Source organism: Microbulbifer harenosus, from assembly GCF_005771435.1.
GTDB lineage: Bacteria > Pseudomonadota > Gammaproteobacteria > Pseudomonadales > Cellvibrionaceae > Microbulbifer > Microbulbifer harenosus.
In genome coordinates this window covers 174793-198453 of sequence record NZ_VANI01000016.1, presented here as the reverse complement: position 1 = coordinate 198453, position 23661 = coordinate 174793, and the positions used below count along the sequence as shown (strand labels likewise).

The 23661-nt window shown below is 60.1% G+C and carries 22 protein-coding genes; 4 read left to right on the top strand and 18 right to left on the bottom strand.

Annotated features, from left to right (window positions below; translation table 11 throughout):
• Positions 1 to 137: 137 nt before the first annotated feature.
• The 13 genes from FDY93_RS15835 to mnmG all read right to left on the bottom strand — a co-directional run bounded on the left by FDY93_RS15835 (position 138) and on the right by mnmG (position 12601).
• Positions 138 to 557 (bottom strand): F0F1 ATP synthase subunit epsilon, encoded by a 420-nt coding sequence (locus tag FDY93_RS15835; RefSeq protein WP_138236733.1) that lies wholly within the window; start codon positions 555 to 557, stop codon positions 138 to 140.
• Positions 558 to 767: 210 nt separating this feature from the next.
• Positions 768 to 2165 carry a F0F1 ATP synthase subunit beta gene (gene atpD / locus FDY93_RS15830; protein ID WP_138236732.1) on the bottom strand — a complete coding sequence of 466 codons (1398 nt, stop codon included), beginning with the start codon at positions 2163 to 2165 and terminating at the stop codon, positions 768 to 770.
• Positions 2166 to 2203: 38 nt separating this feature from the next.
• Positions 2204 to 3061 carry a F0F1 ATP synthase subunit gamma gene (atpG, locus tag FDY93_RS15825; protein WP_138236731.1) on the bottom strand — a complete coding sequence of 286 codons (858 nt, stop codon included), beginning with the start codon at positions 3059 to 3061 and terminating at the stop codon, positions 2204 to 2206.
• An 87-nt stretch (positions 3062 to 3148) separates the two neighbouring features.
• Positions 3149 to 4693 carry a F0F1 ATP synthase subunit alpha gene (gene atpA, locus FDY93_RS15820; RefSeq protein WP_138236730.1) on the bottom strand — a complete coding sequence of 515 codons (1545 nt, stop codon included), beginning with the start codon at positions 4691 to 4693 and terminating at the stop codon, positions 3149 to 3151.
• Between the two features lie 48 nt (positions 4694 to 4741).
• The gene (locus tag FDY93_RS15815; RefSeq protein WP_138236729.1) at positions 4742 to 5275 is read right to left on the bottom strand and encodes a F0F1 ATP synthase subunit delta; all 534 of its coding nucleotides are present in this window, start codon (positions 5273 to 5275) and stop codon (positions 4742 to 4744) included.
• Positions 5276 to 5286: 11 nt separating this feature from the next.
• Positions 5287 to 5757 carry a F0F1 ATP synthase subunit B gene (locus FDY93_RS15810; protein WP_138236728.1) on the bottom strand — a complete coding sequence of 157 codons (471 nt, stop codon included), beginning with the start codon at positions 5755 to 5757 and terminating at the stop codon, positions 5287 to 5289.
• A gap of 54 nt (positions 5758 to 5811) precedes the next feature.
• Positions 5812 to 6060: a F0F1 ATP synthase subunit C gene (atpE, locus tag FDY93_RS15805; protein ID WP_010131056.1), complete on the bottom strand. Its 249-nt coding sequence runs from the start codon at positions 6058 to 6060 to the stop codon at positions 5812 to 5814.
• Positions 6061 to 6160: 100 nt separating this feature from the next.
• Positions 6161 to 7084, bottom strand: a complete 924-nt coding sequence (gene atpB / locus FDY93_RS15800) for a F0F1 ATP synthase subunit A (RefSeq protein WP_138236727.1) — start codon at positions 7082 to 7084, stop codon at positions 6161 to 6163.
• 120 nt (positions 7085 to 7204) lie between these two features.
• The gene (locus FDY93_RS15795) at positions 7205 to 7615 is read right to left on the bottom strand and encodes an ATP synthase subunit I (RefSeq protein ID WP_138236726.1); all 411 of its coding nucleotides are present in this window, start codon (positions 7613 to 7615) and stop codon (positions 7205 to 7207) included.
• A gap of 291 nt (positions 7616 to 7906) precedes the next feature.
• Positions 7907 to 8815 (bottom strand): ParB/RepB/Spo0J family partition protein, encoded by a 909-nt coding sequence (locus tag FDY93_RS15790; protein ID WP_138236725.1) that lies wholly within the window; start codon positions 8813 to 8815, stop codon positions 7907 to 7909.
• Between the two features lie 18 nt (positions 8816 to 8833).
• On the bottom strand, positions 8834 to 9664 hold the full coding sequence (locus FDY93_RS15785; RefSeq protein ID WP_138236724.1) for a ParA family protein: 831 nt from the start codon (positions 9662 to 9664) through the stop codon (positions 8834 to 8836).
• A gap of 193 nt (positions 9665 to 9857) precedes the next feature.
• A complete protein-coding gene (rsmG, locus tag FDY93_RS15780) occupies positions 9858 to 10502 on the bottom strand; it encodes a 16S rRNA (guanine(527)-N(7))-methyltransferase RsmG (protein ID WP_138236723.1) in 645 nt (214 codons plus the stop codon).
• Between the two features lie 209 nt (positions 10503 to 10711).
• Complete coding sequence (mnmG, locus tag FDY93_RS15775) at positions 10712 to 12601, bottom strand: tRNA uridine-5-carboxymethylaminomethyl(34) synthesis enzyme MnmG (protein ID WP_138236722.1); 1890 nt, start codon at positions 12599 to 12601, stop codon at positions 10712 to 10714.
• 836 nt (positions 12602 to 13437) lie between these two features.
• On the opposite strand from mnmG, the gene FDY93_RS15770 reads away from it, so the two are divergent.
• Positions 13438 to 14613 (top strand): MFS transporter, encoded by a 1176-nt coding sequence (locus FDY93_RS15770; RefSeq protein WP_138236721.1) that lies wholly within the window; start codon positions 13438 to 13440, stop codon positions 14611 to 14613.
• A 41-nt stretch (positions 14614 to 14654) separates the two neighbouring features.
• Here the strand turns inward: FDY93_RS15770 and mnmE are convergent, their stop codons facing one another.
• From mnmE to rpmH, 5 genes are all read right to left on the bottom strand, one after another.
• A complete protein-coding gene (gene mnmE / locus FDY93_RS15765) occupies positions 14655 to 16028 on the bottom strand; it encodes a tRNA uridine-5-carboxymethylaminomethyl(34) synthesis GTPase MnmE (protein WP_138236720.1) in 1374 nt (457 codons plus the stop codon).
• A gap of 220 nt (positions 16029 to 16248) precedes the next feature.
• Positions 16249 to 17901, bottom strand: coding sequence for a membrane protein insertase YidC (gene yidC, locus FDY93_RS15760; RefSeq protein WP_138236719.1), 1653 nt, complete (start codon positions 17899 to 17901; stop codon positions 16249 to 16251).
• Between the two features lie 7 nt (positions 17902 to 17908).
• A complete protein-coding gene (gene yidD, locus FDY93_RS15755) occupies positions 17909 to 18175 on the bottom strand; it encodes a membrane protein insertion efficiency factor YidD (RefSeq protein WP_138236718.1) in 267 nt (88 codons plus the stop codon).
• Positions 18172 to 18678: a ribonuclease P protein component gene (rnpA, locus tag FDY93_RS15750; protein ID WP_138236717.1), complete on the bottom strand. Its 507-nt coding sequence runs from the start codon at positions 18676 to 18678 to the stop codon at positions 18172 to 18174. The genes yidD and rnpA overlap by 4 nt, the downstream gene beginning before the upstream one ends.
• Before the next feature lie 45 nt (positions 18679 to 18723).
• Positions 18724 to 18858 carry a 50S ribosomal protein L34 gene (gene rpmH, locus FDY93_RS15745; RefSeq protein WP_105102590.1) on the bottom strand — a complete coding sequence of 45 codons (135 nt, stop codon included), beginning with the start codon at positions 18856 to 18858 and terminating at the stop codon, positions 18724 to 18726.
• A gap of 727 nt (positions 18859 to 19585) precedes the next feature.
• Between rpmH and dnaA the strand changes: the two genes are divergently transcribed.
• The 3 genes from dnaA (at position 19586) to recF (ending at position 23639) form a co-directional block, all read left to right on the top strand.
• Complete coding sequence (gene dnaA, locus FDY93_RS15740) at positions 19586 to 21241, top strand: chromosomal replication initiator protein DnaA (protein WP_421654297.1); 1656 nt, start codon at positions 19586 to 19588, stop codon at positions 21239 to 21241.
• A 44-nt stretch (positions 21242 to 21285) separates the two neighbouring features.
• Positions 21286 to 22395, top strand: a complete 1110-nt coding sequence (gene dnaN, locus FDY93_RS15735; RefSeq protein WP_138236715.1) for a DNA polymerase III subunit beta — start codon at positions 21286 to 21288, stop codon at positions 22393 to 22395.
• A gap of 137 nt (positions 22396 to 22532) precedes the next feature.
• On the top strand, positions 22533 to 23639 hold the full coding sequence (recF, locus tag FDY93_RS15730) for a DNA replication/repair protein RecF (RefSeq protein ID WP_246068604.1): 1107 nt from the start codon (positions 22533 to 22535) through the stop codon (positions 23637 to 23639).
• The last annotated feature ends 22 nt before the right edge of the window (positions 23640 to 23661 follow it).

Below are 23661 nucleotides of genomic sequence, written 5' to 3'. Positions count from 1 at the left end.
CCTCATCGTATTCGCTGCGGTTGACGAAAGTATGATGGCGCGGGTAGAAAAAAGTTGAATTTCGAGCACAAAAAAAGCAGCCGAAGCTGCTTTTTTTTGGTTCGCGTGCAAGCAGGCTCCTACGGGAGAGTAGGAACTTACTTGCCGGCGGCCTTGCGGATTGCCTGCATGGTGCGCAGGCGCGCTTCGGCTTCGGCCAGTTGCGCGGAAACGCGGGCATAGTCGATGTCCGCCGGGGCGCTGCGCAGGGCGTGTTCCGCCTCTTCGCGCGCCTTGCGTGCCGCTTCCTCGTCGATTTCGCGCTCGGCGGTATCGGCGAGAACAGTCACCACGTTCGGCTGGATTTCTACATAACCACCGCTCAGGAAGTAAACCTCTTCCTCGCCGCCATCTTTGATGATGCGGACCGGGCCCGGCTTGAGGGCAGTAAGCAGGGGAGCGTGGCCATAGGTAATACCTATCTCACCCTCTACGCCGCTCACAACCACCATCTTCACCAGTCCGGAGAAGAGGGATTCCTCTGCGCTAACAATGTCGCAATGTACAGTCATAGCCATAAGGCTACCTCACATTCAGCTGTTTGTGATGGTACCACCGCAAATCTACTGCGCGGCTGCCTGGCGGCGTCCGGCGGTGCTCGACAGCTCATGTATTCATATACACTCCGCTGCCTGCGCTCCGGCGGCCACCACCAGTCAGCCGCTCGCTACGATTTTCAGTAGTACCATTGGGAGCCTCTATAAAAAGAGACTCACACCCACTCGGCCTTACTTCTTGTTGGCTTTCTCGACGGCTTCGTCGATGGTGCCGACCATGTAGAAGGCCTGTTCCGGCATGTGGTCGTAGTCGCCATTCAGGATGCCCTGGAAACCGCGGATGGTTTCTTTCAGGGACACGTATTTGCCCGGTGCGCCGGTAAATACTTCGGCTACGTGGAACGGCTGGGACAGGAAGCGCTCGATCTTACGCGCGCGCGCTACGATCTGCTTGTCTTCCTCAGACAGTTCGTCCATACCCAGAATCGCGATGATGTCCTTCAGCTCTTTGTAGCGCTGCAGAACAGACTGTACGCCGCGGGCGGTCTCGTAGTGCTCCTGACCGATCACCAGCGGATCCAGCTGGCGGGAGGTGGAGTCGAGCGGGTCAACAGCCGGGTAGATACCCTTGGCGGCGATGTCGCGGCTCAGTACTACGGTGGAGTCCAGGTGCGCGAAGGTGGTCGCGGGGGACGGGTCGGTCAAGTCATCCGCCGGTACGTATACCGCCTGGATGGAGGTGATGGAGCCGGTCTTGGTGGAGGTAATACGCTCCTGCAGAACGCCCATCTCTTCCGCCAGGGTCGGCTGGTAACCTACCGCAGACGGCATACGGCCGAGCAGTGCGGATACTTCGGTACCGGCCAGGGTGTAACGGTAGATGTTGTCGACGAACAGCAGTACGTCACGGCCTTCATCACGGAATTTTTCCGCCATGGTCAGACCGGTCAGGGCCACGCGCAGACGGTTGCCGGGCGGCTCGTTCATCTGGCCGTAGACCATCGCTACCTTGGACTTGGAGAACTCTTCGACGTTTACAACGCCGGCTTCCTGCATCTCGTGGTAAAAGTCGTTACCTTCACGGGTACGCTCACCCACACCCGCGAACACGGACAGACCGCTGTGCTCGGTGGCGATGTTGTTGATGAGCTCCATCATGTTTACGGTTTTACCTACACCGGCACCACCGAACAGGCCCACTTTACCGCCCTTGGCGAACGGACATACCAGGTCGATTACCTTGATGCCGGTCTCCAGCAGCTCGGTGGAGCTTGCCTGATCTTCATAGGTTGGCGCAGCGCGGTGAATGGAGGCGCGCTCTTTTTCACCGATGGGGCCACACTCGTCGATGGGGTTGCCCAGTACGTCCATGATGCGGCCGAGGGTCTCGGTGCCCACCGGTACGGAAACCGGAGCGCCGGTGTTGGTTACCGCGAGACCGCGGCGAACACCTTCGGAAGAACCCATGGCAATCGCGCGAACCACGCCATCGCCCAGCTGTTGCTGCACTTCCATGGTGAGGTTCTTTTCCTCACACACGAGTGCATCGTATACGTTCGGTACGGCATTACGCGGGAATTCCACGTCGATGACCGCGCCGATAACTTGCACAATTTGCCCGTTACTCATTTCCCGATCCTCAAATTTCAAATCTTTACTCGGCCGCCTCAGACCGCCGCGGCGCCGCCAACAATTTCAGACAGCTCCTGGGTAATCGCTGCCTGGCGGGCCTTGTTGTAAACCAGCTGCAGTGCGTCGATCAGCTCACCGGCATTGTCGGTGGCGCTCTTCATCGCAATCATGCGTGCAGCCTGTTCACACGCCTTGTTCTCTACTACCGCCTGGTACACCTGGGAACGGATGTAGCTCACCAGAAGGCCATCGAGCAGCTCGACCGCTTCGGGTTCGTACAGGTAATCCCACTGGTGTTGCTGCTCGTCTTCTTCCTTCTGCAGCGGCAGCAGTTGTCGGATTTGCGGCTTCTGGGTCATGGTGTTCACGAATTCGTTGGACACCAGATAGAGACGGTCGATTTCACCGGCGGCGAGACGGTCGATCATCACCTTGATGGGACCGCGCAGCTGCGCTTCTTCCGGGGCATCGCCCACATCCCGCAAGGCGGCGACGACGTTGCCACCGATGTTTTTGAAAAAGCTGACCGCCTTGTTGCCGATCGCGCAGATGTCCACGCCGACGCCCTGTTTGCTCCAGGACTGCATATCGCGGATGGCCGCCTTGAACACGTTGATGTTCAGGCCGCCACACAGACCGCGGTCGGTGGAGACCAGGATGTAACCCACGCGCTTGACTTCACGCTCCTGCAGGTAGACATGCTGGTATTCCGCCGAGGCATTGGCCACATGGCCAAGCACCGCGCGGATGCGGCTTGCGTAAGGGCGCCCCAGTGCCATGCGATCCTGAGCCTTGCGCATCTTGCTCGCCGCAACCATTTCCATGGCCGAGGTGATCTTCTGCGTGCTCTTGATGCTGGCAATTTTTGTGCGTACTTCTTTTCCGCCTGCCATAGTCAGTTACCTTTTGCCGGATTAGTCCTGTAGGAGCCTGCTTGCAGGCGAACATTCGCGAGCAAGCTCGCTCCTACATAGGGGTACTTACCAGCTACCGGTAGCGACGAACTTCTCGATGGCGGCTTTGAAAGCGCTGTCGATTTCGTCGTTGTAGTTACCGGTGCTGTTCACTTGCGCCATCAGCTCTGCGTGCTCGCTGTTCATATAAGCGTGCAGGGCGGATTCGAAGTCCAGTACCTTGTTGACTTCCACGTTCTTCAGGAAACCTTTGTCGGCAGCGTAAACGGAAACCGCCATCTCGCCGATGGACAGCGGAGAGTACTGCTTCTGCTTCATCAGCTCGGTGACGCGCTGGCCGTGGTCCAGCTGGGCTTTGGTGGCCTCGTCCAGGTCGGATGCGAACTGGGAGAAGGCCGCGAGCTCGCGGTACTGGGCCAGAGCGGTACGGATACCACCGGACAGTTTCTTGATGATCTTGGTCTGCGCGGCACCACCTACGCGGGATACGGAGATACCCGGGTTGATGGCGGGGCGGACACCGGCGTTGAACAGGTCGGTTTCCAGGAAGATCTGACCGTCTGTAATGGAAATTACGTTGGTCGGAACGAATGCGGAAACGTCACCCGCCTGGGTTTCGATGATCGGCAGCGCGGTCAGGGAGCCGGTTTTGCCTTTCACTTCGCCGTTGGTGAACTTCTCTACGTAGTCGGCGTTAACGCGCGCAGCGCGCTCCAGCAGACGGGAGTGCAAGTAGAAAACGTCACCGGGGTAAGCTTCACGGCCCGGAGGACGCTTCAGCAGCAGGGAGATCTGACGGTAGGCCCAGGCCTGCTTGGTCAGGTCATCGTAAATGATCAGGGCATCTTCACCGCGGTCGCGGAAGTACTCGCCCATGGTGCAGCCGACGTAGGGCGCCAGGAACTGCATCGCCGCCGGGTCAGCAGCACCGGCCGCAACCACAATGGTGTGGTCCATAGCGCCGTGCTCTTCCAGCTTGCGTACAACGTTGGCGATAGAAGACTGCTTCTGGCCTACGGCAACGTAGATACACTTAATGCCAGTGCCTTTCTGGTTGATGATCGCATCGATCGCAACCGCGGTCTTACCGATCTGACGGTCGCCGATGATCAGCTCGCGCTGGCCGCGACCAATCGGGATCATGGTGTCGATCGCTTTCAGACCGGTCTGCACCGGCTGATCAACGGACTGACGGGCGATTACGCCGGGAGCCACTTTCTCAACCGCGTCGGTCAGCTTGTTGTTCAGCGGACCTTTGCCGTCGATCGGGTTGCCCAGCGCGTCCACCACGCGGCCCAGCAGTTCCGGACCGACCGGCGCTTCCAGGATGCGGCCGGTGCAACGGCACTTCTGGCCTTCCACCAGGGACTTGTAGTCACCCAGTACAACAGCACCAACGGAATCGCGCTCCAGGTTCAGCGCCATACCGGTGACGCCGCCCTCGAATTCGATCATCTCACCGTACATCACGTCGGCCAGGCCGTGGATGCGGATGATACCGTCGGATACGGAAACGATAGTGCCCTCGTTCTGGGCTTCGGTGCTCACATCGAGATTGTCGATGCGGCTCTTGATGATTTCACTGATCTCGGAGGGATTCAGTTGCTGCATGCTCTGTTCCTCGAATCCCCGGCGGGCGCCGCCTGCCGGGAAGGTAATTTAGGAGTTCATCGCCTCGGCGAGTTTGGCCAGTCGGCCGCGCACGGTACCGTCGATCACCGTGTCGCCAGCGCGAATGATCGCGCCGCCCAGCAGGTTTTCATCCACCGCGCTGTGCAGGTGCACCTCGCGGGAAAACTTCTTGCTGAGAGCCTGGGTGAGGCGCTGGGCCTGCTCTTCACTGAGGGCGCGGGCGGAGAGTACTTCCACTTCGAGAGTGGACTCCGCATCTGCTTTCAGGGCTTCGAACAGGTTGGAAATTTCCGGCAGCAGCGCCATGCGGTGGTTTTCCGCCAGCAGCTTGATGAAATTCTGCTGCGACGCATTGAAGTCGCCGCATACCGCCAGGAATTTTTCCGCGCGCGCGTCACTGGTCAGCTGGGGATCATCCAGCAGTTCGCCGATCTTTTCGTTCTGGCTGACCGCGGCCGCGGTTGCCAGCGCAGCGCTCCAACCGGACAGGTCGGAGGCTTGTTGCGCATGGACAAACGCTGCTTTCGCGTAGGGCCGGGCCAGGGTGCTGAGTTCCGCCATGGGTTCCTCGCTTACAGCTCGGCTGCCAGTTTCTCAATCATGTCATCGTGCACTTTGGCATCGATGTTGACCGAAAGGATTTTCTCGGCACCGGCAACAGACAGGGCGGCAACACGGGAGCGAAGCTGTTCTTTCGCGCGGTTGACTTCCTGTTCGATCTCAGCCTGTGCGGCGGCTTTCAGGCGATCGCCCTCAGCGCGCGCAGCCTGTTTGGCTTCCTCGACGATCTGGTTGGCGCGCTTGTTGGCACCATCCAGGATCTCGGCAGCCTGGGCTTTGGCTTCTTTCAGTTGCTCGGCGGCTTTGCGTTGGGCCAGTTCCAGGTCTTTACCCGCACGCTCGGCTTCCTGCAGGCCGGTGGCAATTTTCTGCTCACGCTCCTGCATGACACCTATCAGGGCCGGCCAGACAAATTTCCAGCAGAACCACACAAAGGCGAGAAAGGTGATCGACTGGCCGATCAGAGTCAGGTTGATATTCACACCGACACCTCTTGCTCTTTCAAAAAAGGGTTAAAGGGCAATTGGAACGGGGAATTAACCAGCCAGACCAGGAGCTACCGCGAAAATCAGGTACATGGCGATACCAACACCGATCATCGGAACGGCGTCGAGCAGACCGGCCATCAGGAACATTTTGCCCTGCAGAGCGGGGGCCTGTTCCGGCTGACGTGCAGAACCTTCCAGCAGTTTGCCACCCAGGGTGCCGAAACCGATAGCAGTACCCAGTGCGCCCAGACCGATCAGCAGTGCAGCAGCTACGTATACCAGACCTAATGCTTCCATTGTTTTCTCCAAAAGTAAGTTGAGAGTTGTTGAAGTTGAAAGTGAATGAAAAAGTTAAAGTACCAACGAAATCGTTTTGCCCCACGGGCCGGGCACGACCTTACTGGTCGTGCTCGTGTTCCTCTTCCCGGTTGTGTGCCATGGCCATGTACACAGTGGTCAGCACCATGAACACAAACGCCTGCAGGGTGATAACCAGGATGTGGAAAATGGCCCAGCCCATCTGCAGCAGTGCGGCACCGATAAAGCCCAGAGCGCCCACGCCAAACACAATGGCGATCAGGATAAAGATCATTTCACCGGCGTAGAGGTTGCCGAACAGACGCAGACCGAGGGAAACCGGCTTGGCAATCAGGGATACCGCTTCCAGCAGGAAGTTGAACGGGATCAGGAAAATATCCACATACCACTTGCCGGAGTGGAAGGGGTGCAGGGTCAGTTCTTTCACAAACCCAATAATTCCCTTTTCTTTGATGCTGAAGAAGATCATCAGGGCAAATACCGCCAATGCCATCCCCAGGGTGGCGTTGAGGTCGGTGGTGGGTACCACCTTGAAGAAGAAGTGATCGTTACCGGCCATCTTCGCCGCAGCCATCGGCAGCCAGTCCACCGGAATCAGGTCCATCAGGTTCATCAGGAATACCCACACGAAAATGGTCAGCGCCATCGGGGCGACCATACGGTTGGTGTGGGGGAAGGTTTCGCGCACCAGCTTATCGATGAACTCTGTTACCAGCTCAACGAAGCTCTGGAAGCCAGAAGGCACGCCGACCGTGGCTTTCTTGGCCGCGCGGGCAAACAGGAAACAAAACAGGAGACCGAGCGCAATGGACCACCCGAGGGTATCCAGGTGCACCGCCCAGAAGCCCATATCCGCAGCTTCCTGGCTGCTGTGGGCGATGGTCCAGGTGGATTCGGTCAGTACGGTCCCGTCGGCACGGGTGTAGCCCGCGGGAAGTTTACCGTACGCAAGATTTTGCAGGTGGTGCTGGATATAACCCGTCGCGGTTTGTTCGGCAGCCATAGTTCCTCAACACGTTCTAAGATAAAAAACTTTTTCGGGAACCCCTGCCTGCGCTGGCAATCAATACACTTGCCCTTATCTCGACGCAGTCACTCTTTATCGGGGTTCCTGGGCCTGCTGCTACTTCGTTGCATGCAGCCGGGCCACGAGAATCCATTGCAAAATCACACACAAGCCGTAGCTGACAAACAGCACCGCGGGGTTCAGCGGTTTGACGGTGGCGAACACCGCCGCAAACCCCGTCAGGGTCAGCACAAACTTGCCGGTTTCGGCGCGGTAGAAACTGGCTACCGCGCGCTGGCTTGCACGCGCCCCTCGCAGCTGGCGGCGACCTCTCAGCAGATCACTTCCTTTTCCCAGCAGTTCGAATGCGCGCAGGCCAAAATACAGGTTCGGCAGCACGCAAAGCAGGCCGCCGAGCAGAGCGGAGAGGGCGACCACTCGCCCCAGAGTCAGTTCGAGCGCGAGCGCAACCAGCAATACTACAGACAGCTGGATCAGCGAAATCTTGACTACCGGGGGATTACGCATAGGCGGGTTCTGGGCCGGCCGGATCTTGTTCTCCGCCCAAATTTTGGGCGTGCGAATTATGTCGGAACGGGGCCGCCGATTCAACTGGCAAATCCCGTCAGATGGTGTGGCGTTCGCGGTCTTTTACTGCAGAAAATCGCGATAGTAAGCGCACACTTACAAAGATGATTTTCCGCTGCCTATAACAATTGAGGCGCCATTGTGGCGCCTCAATTTGGTGCAAGACATTGCTGGCAAGCGACAGGTTTATTGCTAAACCATTGCAGCCGTAGCGCTTGCCAGCGGTCCGACTCAGTCTTCGCTGTAGCCGAGGTGAGCGAGGATTCCGTCCAGCTCGTCGAGGCTGGTGTACTTCAACACCAGTTTCCCCGCCCCTTTTTCACCGTGGTCGATGGAAACCGGAACCCCGATTTTCTCAGCAAGTCGCTCCGTGAGACGGCGGATGTTCGGATCGATTTCCGGTTTTTTCGCTTTCGGCTTGCCAGCGTTTTCCTGGAAATGACGCACCAGGGCTTCGGTCTGGCGCACGGTCAGGCCGCGATCGACCACCGTGCGCGCCGCCTCGCGCTGCTCATCGCCGGCCAGCCCCAACAGGGCCTTGGCGTGGCCGGTCTCGATATCGCCGCGCTCGAGGAAGGTCCGCACTTCGTCGGTGAGTGTGAGCAGGCGCATAAGGTTAGTGACCGCCGTGCGGGACTTGCCGACCGCTTCCGCCACCTGCTGTTGGGTGAGCTCGAACTCGTCCTGCAACCGTTTGAGCGCTACGGCCTCTTCAACCGGGTTCAGGTCTTCGCGCTGGATGTTCTCGATCAGCGCCATGGCAATGGCGGCTTCGTCGGAGACATCGCGGATCAGCGCCGGGACCTTGTCCAGCTCCGCCAATTGCGCGGCGCGCCAGCGACGCTCGCCGGCGATGATCTCGTATTTGTGTTCACCGATCGGGCGTACCACGATCGGCTGCATGATGCCCTGGGCGCGGATCGAATCCGCCAGCTCCTGCAGGGATTCCTGCGGGAAGTCGCGGCGCGGCTGGTAGCGGCCGCGCTGCAGGAATTCAATCGGCAGTTCTTTCAGCTCCCCGTCCACGCGCGCGACGATATCGCCCTGGCGCTCGCCGGTGGCGACGGCAATGGCCTCGCTGACGTTGTTGCTGATCAGGTGGGAAAGTCCTTTCCCGAGGCCTTTGCGTTTAGCGGCCATAAGTCTCTTACCTCAGTCTTAAACCGCTTCCGCTACCGGGCGGGGGCCACTGTTGTGATTGTCGTGGCTGTGATGGTTTTGCTTGGCCGCACTTTCGCGGCGGGTGATCTCGCCGGCCAGGGCGAGGTAGGCGATAGCGCCCTTGGAGCTGCGGTCGTAGTCCAGCGCCGGCTTGCCAAAGCTCGGGGCCTCCGCCAGGCGCACGTTGCGGGGAATGCAGGTGCGGTAGAGGCGGTCGCCGAAGTATTCGTTCAGCTGATCCGACACATCGCCGGTGAGGCTGTTGCGCGGGTCGTACATGGTGCGCAGGATACCCTCGATCTTGAGGTCGGGATTGGCGGCGCGCTGGATCTGGGTAATGGTGTCGATCAGCGCCGAAAGGCCCTCCAGCGCGTAGTACTCGCACTGCATCGGGATCAGCACACCGCCGGCGGCGCACAGGGCATTGACCGTGAGCATGTTCAGGGACGGCGGGCAGTCGATGATGATGTAGTCGTAGTCGTCGCTGATCTCTGCCAGTGCCTGGCGCAGACGGGACTCGCGACCGTCCATTTCCAACAGTTCCACCTCGGCGGCAGTCAGGTCGATGTTCGCCGGCATCAGGTCGTAGCCGCTGGCCGTGGGGACTATGGCCTTGCGCGGCGGCAGCAGGCTGGCGAGCACATCGTAACTGGAGAGCTGCAGGTCGCTCTTGTCGACACCGCTGCCCATGGTGGCGTTGCCCTGGGGATCGAGGTCGATCAGCAGCACCCGCCGCTTGTTGGCGACAAGGGAGGCCGAGAGGTTGACGCAGGTGGTGGTTTTGCCAACACCGCCTTTCTGGTTCGCTACCGCAAAAATCTTGCTCAAGGTTCAGGTCCTGTTATTCCCGCCGGCGCAGTGTTCTCTGCCCGTCCGGGCTCGCCGCTAGGCCGGGGGCACCGGAAGACGCGGCAGCTAAGCGCACTGGCGAATATCCGCCGTTGCGCTGGTATTGAATTCACATTCTGTTTCGATGGCACCCGGCGGTGCATTCCGGGAATTCCCGCCGGTGTCAGCCGGCTCACTCCGCGCGGCAGAGGACGATCAGGTGGCGCTCTGCAACGCAGCCCGGCACATGCAGGGTGTGCAGTTGGTCGACCTTAATCTCTTTTGGCAATGCACTCAACTCATCTTCCGGGATCTTGCCTTTCATCGCATAGAACCTGCCACCGGGAGCAAGTAAATGCTCACTTCCAGCAATCATGTCCTGCAGAGAGGCAAAGGCGCGGGAGACGACACCGGCATAGCGCTGTTCGGGCCGGTAGTCCTCGACACGCTGGTTGACGACATTGACGTTGGCGAGCTTCAGCTGGCTGGCCACCTGGAACTGGAAGCGGGATTTTTTGCCGTTGCTGTCCAGCAGGCTGATCGGTCGCTGCGGGTGCACGATGGCCAGCGGAATACCCGGCAGACCGCCACCGGAACCGACGTCGATCAGCGGGGACTGGTCGTCAGCGCTGGTGCCGCAGAGGTTCACCACACTCAGGCTGTCGATGATGTGGCGCTCCAGCATCTCCGCCGGGTCGCGCACGGCCGAGAGGTTGTAGGCGGCATTCCAGCGCGCGAACAGGTCCAGGTAGGCCAGCAGTTTGTCCTGCTGTTCCTCGGGCAGATTCAGGTTCAGCTGCTCGGCGGCCTGGTTCAATCGGGAGCGGAAATGTTCCATTGGGTTTTGTGTTTCCCGAGCCCGGTGGTCGGGCTTCGTAGCTAGTTCGGTGGCGGCCCAGCTACCGGTAAGCGTCTGCTAGACACGCCGTGAACCCATCCCTGGGGGCTCTTCCGCGAGATCCCTCTCGCGGAAGGTCTAGCAGACGCTTACCGATATCTGAGCCTTCGATTCAAATTTCAGTGGTCAGCCGAGTGCTTGCCGCTGGTTCAGACTGCTTTCTTGCGAGTCAGCAATCCGCGCTTTTTCAGCTGAATCAGCAACAGAGATACCGCCGCGGGGGTCACCCCTGGTACGCGGCCGGCGCGGGCCAGGGTATCCGGGCGCGCGTCGGACAGTTTCTGGATCACCTCGTTGGAGAGCCCGGAAACCGCTGCGTAGTCGAAATCGACCGGCAGGGGAGTGTCTTCGTAGGCCTGCAGGCGTTCGATTTCGTCGCGCTGACGGTCAATGTAACCGGCGTATTTGGCGGAAATTTCCACCTGCTCGGCAACCTGTTCGTCGCTGACGGGTTCGCCCTTGAGGTTCGCCACATCCTGGTATTCCAGCTCGGGGCGTTTCAACAGGTCCATCAGGCTGTACTCGCGCGCCAGCGCCTGCGGCAATTTCTGCTCCACGATCTTGGCGGCATCGGTGCCGGGCTGCACCCAGGTGTCTTTCAACCGCTGGGTTTCGCGCTCAATGGACTCGCGCTTCTCGCTGAAAGCCGCCCAGCGCACGTCGTCCACCAGGCCCAGCTCGCGGCCCTTTTCGGTCAGGCGCAGGTCCGCGTTGTCTTCCCGCAGCAGCAGGCGGTATTCCGCGCGGCTGGTAAACATGCGGTAGGGCTCCTTGGTGCCACTGGTGATCAGGTCGTCCACCAGTACGCCCAGGTAGGCCTCGTCGCGGCGGGGCGACCAGGCGTCTTTGTCCTGCGCCTTGAGCGCGGCGTTGGCACCCGCCAGCAACCCCTGGGCCGCGGCCTCCTCGTAACCGGTGGTGCCGTTGATCTGGCCGGCGAAAAACAGCCCGGAAATGAATTTGGTTTCCAGGAACGGCAGCAGATCCCTCGGGTCGAAGAAATCGTACTCGATGGCGTAGCCCGGACGGGTGATGTGGGCGTTTTCGAACCCCTTGATGGAGCGCACCAGATTCATCTGCACGTCGAACGGCAGGCTGGTGGAGATGCCGTTGGGGTAGAGTTCGTGGGTGCTGAGCCCTTCTGGCTCGATAAAGATCTGATGGCTGTTCTTGTCCGCGAAGCGGTGCACCTTGTCCTCGATGGACGGGCAGTAGCGCGGACCGATGCCCTCGATCACCCCGGAGTACATCGGTGAGCGGTCGAGGCCGCCGCGAATGATGTCGTGGGTGGATTCATTGGTGTGGGTGATCCAGCAGCACACCTGACGCGGGTGCTGGGCGCGGCTGCCCAGGTAAGACATCACCGGAATCGGCTCGTCGCCCCACTGCTCCTCGAGGCCGGAGAAGTCCACCGAGCGCGCGTCGATGCGCGGCGGGGTACCGGTCTTCAGGCGCTCCACGCGGAATGGCAGCGCGCGCAGACGCTGGGCCAGGGCAATGGAAGGGGGGTCGCCAGCGCGACCGCCGGAGTGGTTTTCCAGGCCGATATGGATGCGGCCGCCGAGAAAGGTGCCCGCGGTGATCACCACGGTTTTGCCGCGGAAGCGGATGCCGGCGTTGGTCACCACACCGGATACGCGGTCATTTTCGACAATCAGGTCGTCCGCGGCCTGCTGGAAGATATCCAGGTTGGGCTGGTTCTCGAGAATGTTGCGGATCGCCGCCTTGTACAGGGCGCGGTCGGCCTGGGCGCGGGTGGCGCGCACCGCGGGGCCTTTGCGGGCATTCAGCACCCGGAACTGGATACCGCCGAGATCGGTGGCCGTGGCCATGGCGCCGCCGAGGGCATCCACTTCCTTCACCAGGTGACTCTTGCCAATACCGCCAATGGCCGGATTGCACGACATCTGCCCGAGCGTCTCGATGTTGTGGGTCAACAGCAGGGTACGGCTCCCCATGCGCGCCGCCGCCAGACACGCCTCGGTGCCGGCGTGCCCGCCGCCAATCACGATCACGTCATATTGTGTGGGGTATTCCATACGCTACGCTCTGAAAAATTCCGCTGTGAGACCAGAGTGGTTCACCTGGTACAAGGTAATCGGTTGCCGTGTGACGGAGTGGCCGGCATCAAGCGCCAGTCCTCGGGATACCCAGTCACATGAAAATCCGGGCGCACATTATAGGCACCTTGTGCTGTGCAAAAAAGCGGCACCGCAAAATTTCGCTTTTCGTCTTTCTTCTCTTACTAATGAATTAACTTATACATACCTATGTATATGTATGTTTTGTATTTGATGTTGTTATTAGTGGCAGGCTTTTTCGGTATAAGTACAAAAAAATCATTGATTTCAATCACTTGCGTCAATGATAAGCAGGGCCTGAACCCCTGCTTTTACACAGGGGCAAGTGCGGTAGGGCGCTGTGGACGGACGGGATAACTTTCGCCCCCTGTCGCCGCAGCCAGAGTTATCCCCTTTTTCTCCTGCAGTTTACCCGCCAGTTTTCCCGTCATTGGTCCACAGGCCATCGTTTTGCCCACGATTCCAGGTCTCCCTGTGCATGATTCTGTGAATTGCTGGGGTAATTTGCTGTGCGAGTGATGTTAGCCAACCCGAGATGTGGATAACTCTGTGCGTGAATGTGCGCAACTCTTGTGTGCTTGATGGGGGAGTCCTGTGGCCGTTTATCTGGCGCTGTGCGGTACCTGACCTGTTAGCCGGGCGGCAAGGGCTATTTTCTGGGTGGTTAGAGTTTGCCGGCGCAGCGGGTAGAATGCGCGCCCAGTAGCATTTTGTGACTTTATTGCCTTTCTTTTGTTTGTGTCGGAGCTGGCGTGGCGCCACAGTCCGTCGCAGCGATCTGCCGGGGACAAGCGATGTCGACAGTCAATGGCGGTGTGCCGCAAACCAGAAGCTGGGTTCTGTTTACCGCTCTGTTTCTAATGGCGGGGTGCCTTAGGGCACCGGTAACCGGCGTGGGACCGGTGCTGGGGATGCTGCAGTCGGATCTGGGGCTGAGATCGTCTACCGCCGGGCTGTTGGTCACATTGCCGCTGCTGATGTTCAGCCTGGGATCTCTGTTTGCCGCAAAACTGGCGCGCCGCTGGGGCCTCAACGGTGTCATTTCCGTTGCTCTGCTGGTGATCGCCTGCGGTATTCTGCTGCGCTCCGCGGGCAGCATTTCCTTGTTGTTTTTGGGAACCGGGGTGATCGGTATCGGCATCGCGGTTGGCAATGTGCTTCTGCCCAGCCTGATCAAAGCGGATTTTCCGGCGCGTGTGGCGCCTGCGACCAGCCTCAGCGGCATTGCGATGAGCGTGGTGGGGGCGTTGGCGTCGGTATCCGTGGTGCCGCTGTCACTCCAGTTCGGCTGGCAGGTCGGGCTCGCAGCCGTAGTACTGTTTCCGCTGTGTGCGCTTGCCATTTGGAGATTGCGCGCGCCATCCGCCGCCGCCAGCGGACCCGCGGAGCGCAGCGGCGGACGCCTGTGGCGTTCACCGCTGGCGTGGCAGATCACCCTGTACCTGGGTTTCAACTCATTGATGTTCTATTCCATGGCGAGCTGGCTGCCGGAAATTCTCGGCGATGCGGGATTTTCTGCGGCGGTGGCCGGCACCCTGCACGGCGAGATGCAATTGGCCTCGGCGTTGCCCGGGTTGTTTTTGGGACCGCTGATGGCGCGCGTCCGCGATCAGAAGCCGGTGGCGGTGGTCATGGCGCTGTTCATGGGGGCGTCGCTGCTGGGGTTGATCTTGTTTCCGGCATGGGCGGTGGCGTGGGTTGCACTGTTTGGCTTCGGCTCCACCGGCTGCTTTCTGCTGGCAATCATGTTCATGGCATTTCGAACCCACAGCCCGGTGCAGGCGGCGGCGCTTTCCGGCATGGCGCAGTTTCTCGGCTACCTGCTCGCGGCGTGTGGACCCGCGTTGTGGGGGAGCCTGCACGAGTGGGGGGAGGGTTGGGATCTGCCGCTGTTGGCGGGGGTGGGAGTTACCCTGCTGATGGCGATCTTCGGCGCCATGTCCGCGCGGGATCGAAAAATCGCGGCGTAGTGCCGTGCGGCCGTGCAAACAGCCGCGCGTTTTCGCTGGGATTACTTGCCGATGCAAAAGCTGCCGAAGATTTTGCCCAACAGCTCATCGGCGGTCATAGCCCCGGTGATTTCCCCCAGCGCCTGCTGGGCCTGTCGCAGGTCTTCGGCCAGCAGTTCGCCGGCACCACTCGCGCGCAGCTGTGTCTCCCCCTGCACGATGAAAGCGCGCGCGCGCGCCAGAGCGTCCAGATGGCGGCGGCGCGCGCTGAACGTCCCTTCATTACCGGCGCGATACCCCATGCATTGCTTCAGGTGCTGCTGCAACGCCTCGATACCCGCGGACGTCTTGGCGCTGATGGCCACCACGGGCACCCCGTCACTGTGCGCCTGCAGCCCCGGCGTGTATTCGGTGAGGTCGATCTTGTTGGCCACCAGGGTGAGCTTTTCCGGGTCCGGCAGCTGGCGGGTGAACTCCGGCCAGGCGGCGTCCGGGTCCAGGCTGTGCAGTTCTGCCGCATCCACCACCAGCAGCACCCGGTCTGCTCTGCGGATTTCCTCCCAGGCGCGCTGCATGCCGATCTGCTCTACCTGATCCGGCGATTCGCGCAGACCCGCGGTGTCGGCAATGTGCAACGGCATACCGTCAATATGGATGTGCTCCCGCAGTACATCGCGAGTGGTGCCGGCGATGTCGGTGACGATCGCGGTGTCCTTGCCGGCCAGCGCATTCAGCAGGCTGGACTTGCCCGCGTTCGGCTTGCCGGCAATTGCCACCTGCATCCCCTCGCGCATGATGGTTCCCTGGCGCGCCTGCGCCTCAACCGCGTCCAGTTGTGCCAACAGCGCCTCGATATCTGCGGCAACCCGGCCATCGGCAAGAAAGTCGATTTCTTCTTCCGGAAAATCAATCGACGCTTCGACATAGATACGCAAATGCGTTAGTTTTTCGGCTAAACCTTCGATTTTTTGGGAGAAAACCCCTTGCAGCGAGCGCAGCGCATTCTGAGCCGCCTGAGCACTCCCGGCGTCGATCAGGTCCGCGATGGCTTCCGCCTGCGCCAGATCCAGCTTGTCGTTGAGAAAAGCCCGCTCGGAAAACTCCCCCGGTCGCGCCTGGCGTGCCCCCATTTTCAGCAGCGCCGACAGCAGGGTATCCAGAATTACCGGACCACCGTGCCCCTGCAGCTCTACCACGTCTTCGCCGGTAAACGAATTCGGACCGGGAAAAAACAGCGCCAACCCCTGATCCAGCAACTGCTCGTCGTGAGTGAAATCGCAGTAGTGGGCAAAGCGCGGTTTGAACGTCTTGCCGGCCAGCCGCTCACCGATTTCCCGCGCCCTCGGACCGGATAGCCGAATCACGCCAATCCCTCCGCGGCCGGGTGGGGTGGCGACGGCGGCAATGGTGTCTTTGTTGAGACTTTGCTGGGACATGTTCTGAGTTTATCCAATTGTCAGATGGACGAAGGGCCGCGATGTGCGGCCCTGAATGATGCGAAGTTCTAAAGGTTGATGCGAAGGCGAAGTGGCGGGTGCACGGTTTTGAAAGCGTCGCAGACAGGGATGTTTGCGACGCAGCGTACATGGATGTATTCACAGCGGTTTCAAAACCGTGCACCCGGTGCTTTGCCGCCCGGCACCGGGTTCAACCCCCTTACTTGCCCGCCGCCTCAACCTGCCGGTTGATAAACCAGGTCTGGGCGATCGAGATCAGGTTGTTCGCAATCCAGTACAGCACCAGGCCGGCCGGGAACCACAGGAAGAAGAACGTCATCATCACCGGCATCAGCTGCATGATTCGCGCCTGGGTCGGATCGGTGGGTTGCGGGCTCAGTTTCTGCATCAACCACATGGTCGCCCCCATAACCACCGGCAGGATGAAGTAGGGGTCCTTCACCGACAGGTCGTGGATCCACAGAATCCAGGGTGCGTGGCGCAGCTCAACCGTTTCCATCAGCATCCAGTACAGGCCGATAAACACCGGCATCTGCAGCAGGATGGGCAGACAGCCACCGACCGGATTGATCTTCTCCCGGCGGTACAGCTTCATGGTCTCTTCCGCCAGCTTCTGGCGGTTGTCCTTGTACTGCTCCTGCAGCTTCTTCATTTGCGGCGCGAACTTGCGCATACGCGCCATAGAGCGCAGGCCAGCCGCAGACAGCGGGAACAGCAGCGCCTTAATGAACACCGTGAGCAGGATGATAGACCAGCCCCAGTTCTCCACAATGTGTTCGTGGATCCAGTTCAGCACCCGGAACATCGGTTTCGCCAGCCACCACAGCCAGCCATAGTCCACCGTCAGATCCAGGTAGGGGGAGATTTTCTCCAGGGTAAACACATCTTTCGGCCCCACATAGAATGAGGCTTCAATCGCCCCTTGCTGGCCGGGCTCAATACGCAGCTGCGGGCTGGTGAACCCCAAGCTGTAAAGGCCGTTGCCGATGGGGCGAAGGTTGAAGGTGTTGCGCTCTTCCTGATTCGGAATCCAGGCACTCAGGAAGTAGTGCTGCACCATGGCTACCCAGCCGCCCTGAATGCTTTCAGTGGTGGGATTCTTGGCGATGTCTTCAAAGTCCTGTTTGAAATAATTTTCTTCGCTGGTGTGCAGCGCCGCGCCCAGGAAGGGGGATACACCGATACCCACATCCACCGGTGGTTCCAGGCTGTCGCGGATGATTTCGCCACAGATACCGGCCAGTAGCGGCTTGTTGCGGCCGTTGTCCACCAGGTAGGACACGTTGATCAGGTAGTTTCCGCGGGTGAAGGTAAAGCGCTTGGTAAAGCCGATACCGCCCTGGGTTTGCTTCAGATCCACGGTCAGGGTGTCTTTACCTTCCTGCAGAGCGTACTCATTAGCGTCGCTTTCAAACAGCGGGCGACCCGCAGAGCAGTTGCCCTGGCCGCCTACCAGGCCGCTTTTGGAAATGTACGTGTGGCTGCGGGTCTGGTTCAACAGGATCAGCGGACGGTCCGGTGTGTTGATTTTCTCGTAGTACTTGCGCAGAGCAACCTTGACGATATCGCCCCCGTTGGGGTCAATCAGCAGGCTCAGGGTATCTGTGTTGACGGTAATCAGCTTCGGCTGTGCGCTGGCGCCCACTTCCGGGACTGCGCCTTCCTCCGGCAGCTCACCGCTGTCACCGGCTGGTTGGCCCGGCAGCGGGGCGGCGTCTCCGGCCTGGTGGTGCACCACCGTTTTCTGATCGAGAGCAGGGGTGTGCTGCTCTTTGAAAGCGTTCCACTGGTAAACGAGTGCCAGGAGGACTGCGGCGATGCCGCCGACCAGAGTATAGCGTTGCCAATCCATTATTTCGTTAGCCTTGTTGCGACGGTGTTTGTTGTACCGCCGAAGTTTCTGAGGGTGGTGCCGCCGGAGGGACGTGATCCAGGCCGCCGGGATGCCAGGGGTGGCATTTTATAAGGCGGCGCAGGGTTAAATAACCCCCTTTGCCGAATCCGTGGGTTTCAAATGCCTTTTCCGCATAGTGCGAGCAGGTGGGGTAGAAACGGCACTGGTTGCCGACCCATGGACTGGCGACGAGCCGATAGAGATGGATCAGGCGGATTGCCAGCCAGGTCACGAGCTGCTCCCCGAATCCGGGACGGGCTTCTGCGCCGGGGCTGGAGTGCCGGCATCCTGTTTCGCCGGGCGCTTGCGCCCCTTGCCGCGCGGTGCGCGAGATGGCCGCGCTTGAGTGCCCTGGTCCGGCTGCGGATTGCGCGCGCGCTGATCCAGCTTGCGCCACAGTTTGTTGAAGATCTTTGCCAGGGCGTCCTTGTCCAGCTCGCCGGCACCGGCGCGCGCCAGTACCACCGCATCCAGGGGAAACAGCTGGTGCTGCTGCAGGCGAAAAGTCTCGCGGGCTATGCGCTTGATGCGATTGCGGTCGGTGGCGTTGCGGACGTGTTTTTTGGCAATGACGAGACCCAGTCGCGGGTGGCCGAGATCGTTGGGACGGGCGAGGATCAGGAACTGGGGTTGCGCCGCACGGACAGGTGCGGAATCAAAAACGGCGCGATACTGCGCCGCATTGAGCAGCCGCAGCGGCTTGGCAAACGCGAAGTCGCTGCGTGGGCACTGCATGATGATTCAGATGCGATCTGTAAGGTTGCTCGCGAAGCGGCAAACTCAGGCGCACAGAACCTTGCGGCCTTTGGCGCGGCGACGGGCCAGTACCTTGCGACCATTCTTGGTGGCCATACGGGCACGGAAACCGTGAGTGCGTTTGCGCTTCAGATTGCTGGGCTGAAATGTACGTTTCATGTTGTTACTACCTGGAGTTATGTCCGGGAGTCTGGTCCTGGAGGTTTTAAAATCTGGGCCGCTTACGGCTGTTTCTGTGCGGCTGCTATAGCCCCTCGTCGCGGCGTGGCTTAGGGAATTGCTCGACATTTCCCGGGGCCAACTTCGAAGCGGGCTATGCGCTGCGAAGGCGGCGGATTGTATAGAAAGAAGCCAGCCAAAGCAATGCACAGGATGTATTCCATTGGGGAAAATCCGCGCATGCACACACGTGTCGGGAATAGACACATCGGGGCGCGTCCTTCCTTATATATGGTTGCGGTAATTGCGCGGATCTGTTGCGAATGCAGCGCTCTGTTGCGCAAGCCATTGTATTGCTTCGGGTATTCTGGAGAGTGCACCGCTTGACCCCAAGATATTCACAATCACCTGTGGATAAATTTTTCGGTATGTGTTGTCTTATCGTTCAATTTGTGTTCAAGCTATTGATATTGCTGGGCTTTCTCCACTCTGTTGCCGTGGGTTTTTCGGATTATTTGTGGATAACCCGGGGGGCAACCGATATACTGTCGCCCTTCTTTTGAGGTGTTGCCCGCCGGCTTTCGTGGGCTGGTTCTGCGGCCGCAGGTGGGTTCCCCGAGGGCAAGCCTGGTTTCAGGCTGCAGGTTATTTCGGGCGCAGTCGCATCTCGATCCATATTTTGGGGGGTTTCTTGTCTGATTCCGTTTGGAGGCAGTGCGCTGCTTGTTTGCAGGATGAACTGCCGTCGCAGCAGTTCAGTACCTGGATTCGGCCACTGCGCGTCAGCGACGACAGTTCCGAGGGGGAGCTGCGCCTGGTGGCGCCCAACCGTTTTATCCTCAACTGGGTGAGTGACAAGTTTCTCGACCGCATCCGCGAACTGGCGCAGCAGTATTCCGGCCGTGCTCTTCAGGTAGAAGTGGTGTCGTTGGATCGTCGTACCTCGCGTTTCCGGCGCAGTTTTGCCGCGTCCGAGACTGTACCTGCACAACCGGCTTATACCTCCTCCCGCGGCGGCTATGCGGCTGCTGCGTCGGTCAGTGGGGAGAGCGCCGTGCCCGCCTTTGGTGGTGGTGTGGAGCCCGGCGGCTATCGGGAACGCGACGGTGGCAGAGGTTTCTCCTCGGGTCATTTTCACGGCTCCAGGATGGATTCTGCGCCGTCTTCAATGTCCCCACGACGGGGCGCGCGTATGCCGGCGGAGGCACACAATAGTTTTGCCGCCGAAGAGGCGGGGGTTGAAGCATTGACCGCGGCGGAGAGGCTGCCGGCGGATCTTCACGGGGGTGGTGAACCCGTGGCTCCGGCGCCGCCCGCAGCGGGTGGACAGCGCAAGGTGGAAGTTGAAGGCGCCATTAAGCATGGCAGCTCGCTCAATCGCGGATTTACCTTCGCCTCGTTCGTGGAGGGTAAATCCAACCAGCTTGGTCTGGCGGCGGCCCAGCAGATCGCCGATAACCCCGGTGGCGCTTACAATCCACTGTTTATCTATGGCGGCGTGGGGCTCGGCAAGACGCACTTGATGCACGCCGTGGGCAACGCCCTGGTGGATCGCAATCCCAACGCCAAGGTGGTGTATCTGCACTCCGAGCGCTTTGTGGCGGATATGGTGAAGGCGCTGCAGCTGAACGCCATCAGCGACTTCAAGCGCTATTATCGCTCGGTGGACGCGCTGCTGATTGACGACATCCAGTTCTTTGCCGGCAAGGAGCGCTCCCAGGAGGAGTTTTTCCATACCTTCAACGCGCTGTTGGAGGGGGGGCAACAGATCATCCTTACCTGCGACCGCTATCCCAAGGAAATTGACGGACTAGAGGAGCGCCTCAAGTCGCGCTTTGGCTGGGGGCTCACGGTGGCCGTAGAGCCGCCGGAACTGGAGACCCGAGTGGCGATTCTGATGAAGAAGGCGGAGCAGGTTGGGGTGGATCTGCCCCACGATTCCGCGTTCTTTATTGCCCAGCGCATCCGCTCCAATGTGCGCGAACTCGAAGGCGCGCTGCGCCGGGTAATTGCCAACGCCCAGTTCACCGGTCGCGCCATCGACGATATTCTGGTGCGCGAAGCGTTGAAGGATCTGCTGGCACTGCAGGACCGCCTGGTGAGCATCGACAATATCCAGCGGGTGGTGGCGGAGTATTACAAGATCAAAGTGGCGGACCTGCTCTCCAAGCGCCGCAGCCGCTCCGTGGCGCGCCCGCGCCAGGTTGCGATGGCACTGGCCAAAGAGCTGACCAACCACAGCCTGCCGGAAATCGGTGATGCCTTTGGCGGGCGCGACCACACCACAGTGCTGCATGCCTGCAGGAAGATCCGCGAATTGCAGGAGTCGGACGGCGATATCCGCGAAGATGTGCGCCTGTTGACCCGGTCCCTGACCACCTGATTTGGGAAAACCAGAACAACGAAATTGAGATCAAGGCAATAAATATGAAATTCAGTGTAAGCCGTGATGCCCTGTTGAAACCGCTGCAGCTGGTGGCCGGTGTAGTAGAGAAGCGCCAGACCCTGCCGGTGCTGGCCAATGTGCTGCTGCAGCTGCAGGGCCAGGAACTGTCGCTCACCGGTACCGATCTGGAAGTCGAGATCGTTGGCCGGTTGCCGCTGGACGAGCCGGCAGAAATGGAAGGCGAAGTCACGGTACCCGCGCGCAAGCTGTTGGATATCTGTCGCTCCCTGCCGGACGGCGCCGAACTGAAGTTCGAGCGCGACGGCGAGCGCCTGGTGCTGCGCAGTGGCCGCAGCCGCTTCCAGCTGTCCACGCTGCCGGCGAGCGACTTCCCCAATCAGGACGAGACCTCCGCGCAGAGCCGCTTCAGCATCTCCCAGCGCGAAATCCGCCGCCTGATCGAGGCCACCAGCTTCGCCATGGCCCAGCAGGACGTGCGCTACTACCTGAACGGCCTGTTGCTGGAGTGCCGTCCGCAGCAGCTGCGCGCAGTGGCCACCGACGGCCACCGCTTGGCACTTTGCGACCGCGATGCCCCGGGCCTGAATGTGGAGGCACCGATTCAGGCTATCGTGCCGCGCAAGGGCGTCCTGGAGCTGGCACGTCTGCTGGAAGATACCGATGCCAGCGCTGAGGTGGTGCTCGGCAACAATCATATCCGCGTACACAGTGGGCCCTTTACCTTTACTTCCAAGCTGGTGGACGGCAAGTTCCCGGATTATGAGCGGGTGCTGCCGCGCAGTACCGGCAACGAGGTATTTGCTGACCGCATGGCGCTGCGCCAGGCGTTCCAGCGCGCGGCAATTCTTTCCAACGAAAAGTACCGCGGCGTGCGTCTGCAGTTGTCCGACGGGCTGCTGCAGATTGTGGCGAACAACCCCGAGCAGGAGGAGGCGGAGGAGCAGCTGATGGTTGACTACCACGGCAGCCCGCTGGAGATTGGTTTTAATGTGGGTTATTTGCTGGATGTGACTGGTGCCATCCACAGTGAGCAGATCCGTATCGGTCTCGGCGACGCCAACAGCAGCGCGCTGTTGCAGCAGCCGGAAGAGGGCGATTCCCTGTATGTGATCATGCCCATGCGCCTCTGATTTCCGGATCGTTATGACGGGTACAGTGAATTGATGGACCCCCGTACATTCGCCCACTTCCGCGAAACCGCCAGTTCACAGAGCTGGCGGTTTTTTCGTATCGGCTGTGGGGTGTTTTCTGGTGGTGGAGGTTTTCCGTGTCGAACCTGAGCCGCCTGGTATTGAGCAATTTCCGGAATATTGCTTCCGCGGATCTGCCGTTGGCACCGGCGGTGAACCTGTTCTGCGGTGCCAACGGCAGTGGGAAAACCTCCCTGTTGGAAGCGGTGCACATGCTTGCCAGCGGCCGCTCCTTTCGCTCCCGCCAAAGTCAATCGGTCATCCGCTACGAGCAAGAGTCCCTGGCGGTATTCGGTCGTCTGGCCAATGGAGTGTCGCTGGGTGTCGAGAAGCGGCGCGATGGACAGGGGCGTATCCGCATCAATCAGGCACCCGCTGAGAGCAGCTCGCAGCTGGCGGCGTGCCTGCCTCTACAGGTGATCAATAGCGAAAGTTTCTCTGCGCTGGATGGTGGTCCCGGTGTTCGCCGGCAGTTGCTGGATTGGACAGTGTTCCACGTGGAACATTCTTTTGCTAACCACTGGAAGGCGTATCAATCGGCGCTGAAGCAGCGCAATGCACTGCTCCGACGTGGTAAAATCGACGCAAATTTACTCGCACCCTGGGATCAACAACTGGTTCGTAGTGGTGAGGTTGTGGATACACTCAGACGCAGTGTGTTTACTCAGTTGCGCGCACTTTTTCACGAGCGCTTGCGAGATCTCCCACAAGACGTGTTTGCCCCACTTGAGCTTCACTATCGCAGTGGATGGAAGAAGGGCACCAGCCTGCGGGAGTCTTTGGTGGAGTCGCTGGAAGGGGATCTAGGGCAGGGTTTCACTCGGGTTGGGCCGCATCGGGCGGACCTCCGTTTTACTCTCCACGGCCAGCCTGCGCACGCGGTGTTGTCACGCGGGCAACAAAAAATGGCGGTTTGCGCACTGAGAACCGCGATGGCGGCGACGGTGTCTGCGCGCGAGAAGCCGGTATTTCTGGTGGATGATCTGCCGTCGGAGCTGGATGAGGACAACCAACGGCTGTTCTCACGCTGGGTAGGCGACTGCGCCAGCCAGGTCCTGGTCACCGGAATTGAAGGGAGCGTGACCGCACGCCCATGGCAGTCTCTACCTCCACCCTGGTGTGAACCGAGAATGTTCCACGTGGAACGTGGCCGGGTGACTGCAGCTGCGCTGGGTGCGGATTGATGACATATTTCTTTGGTCGGGA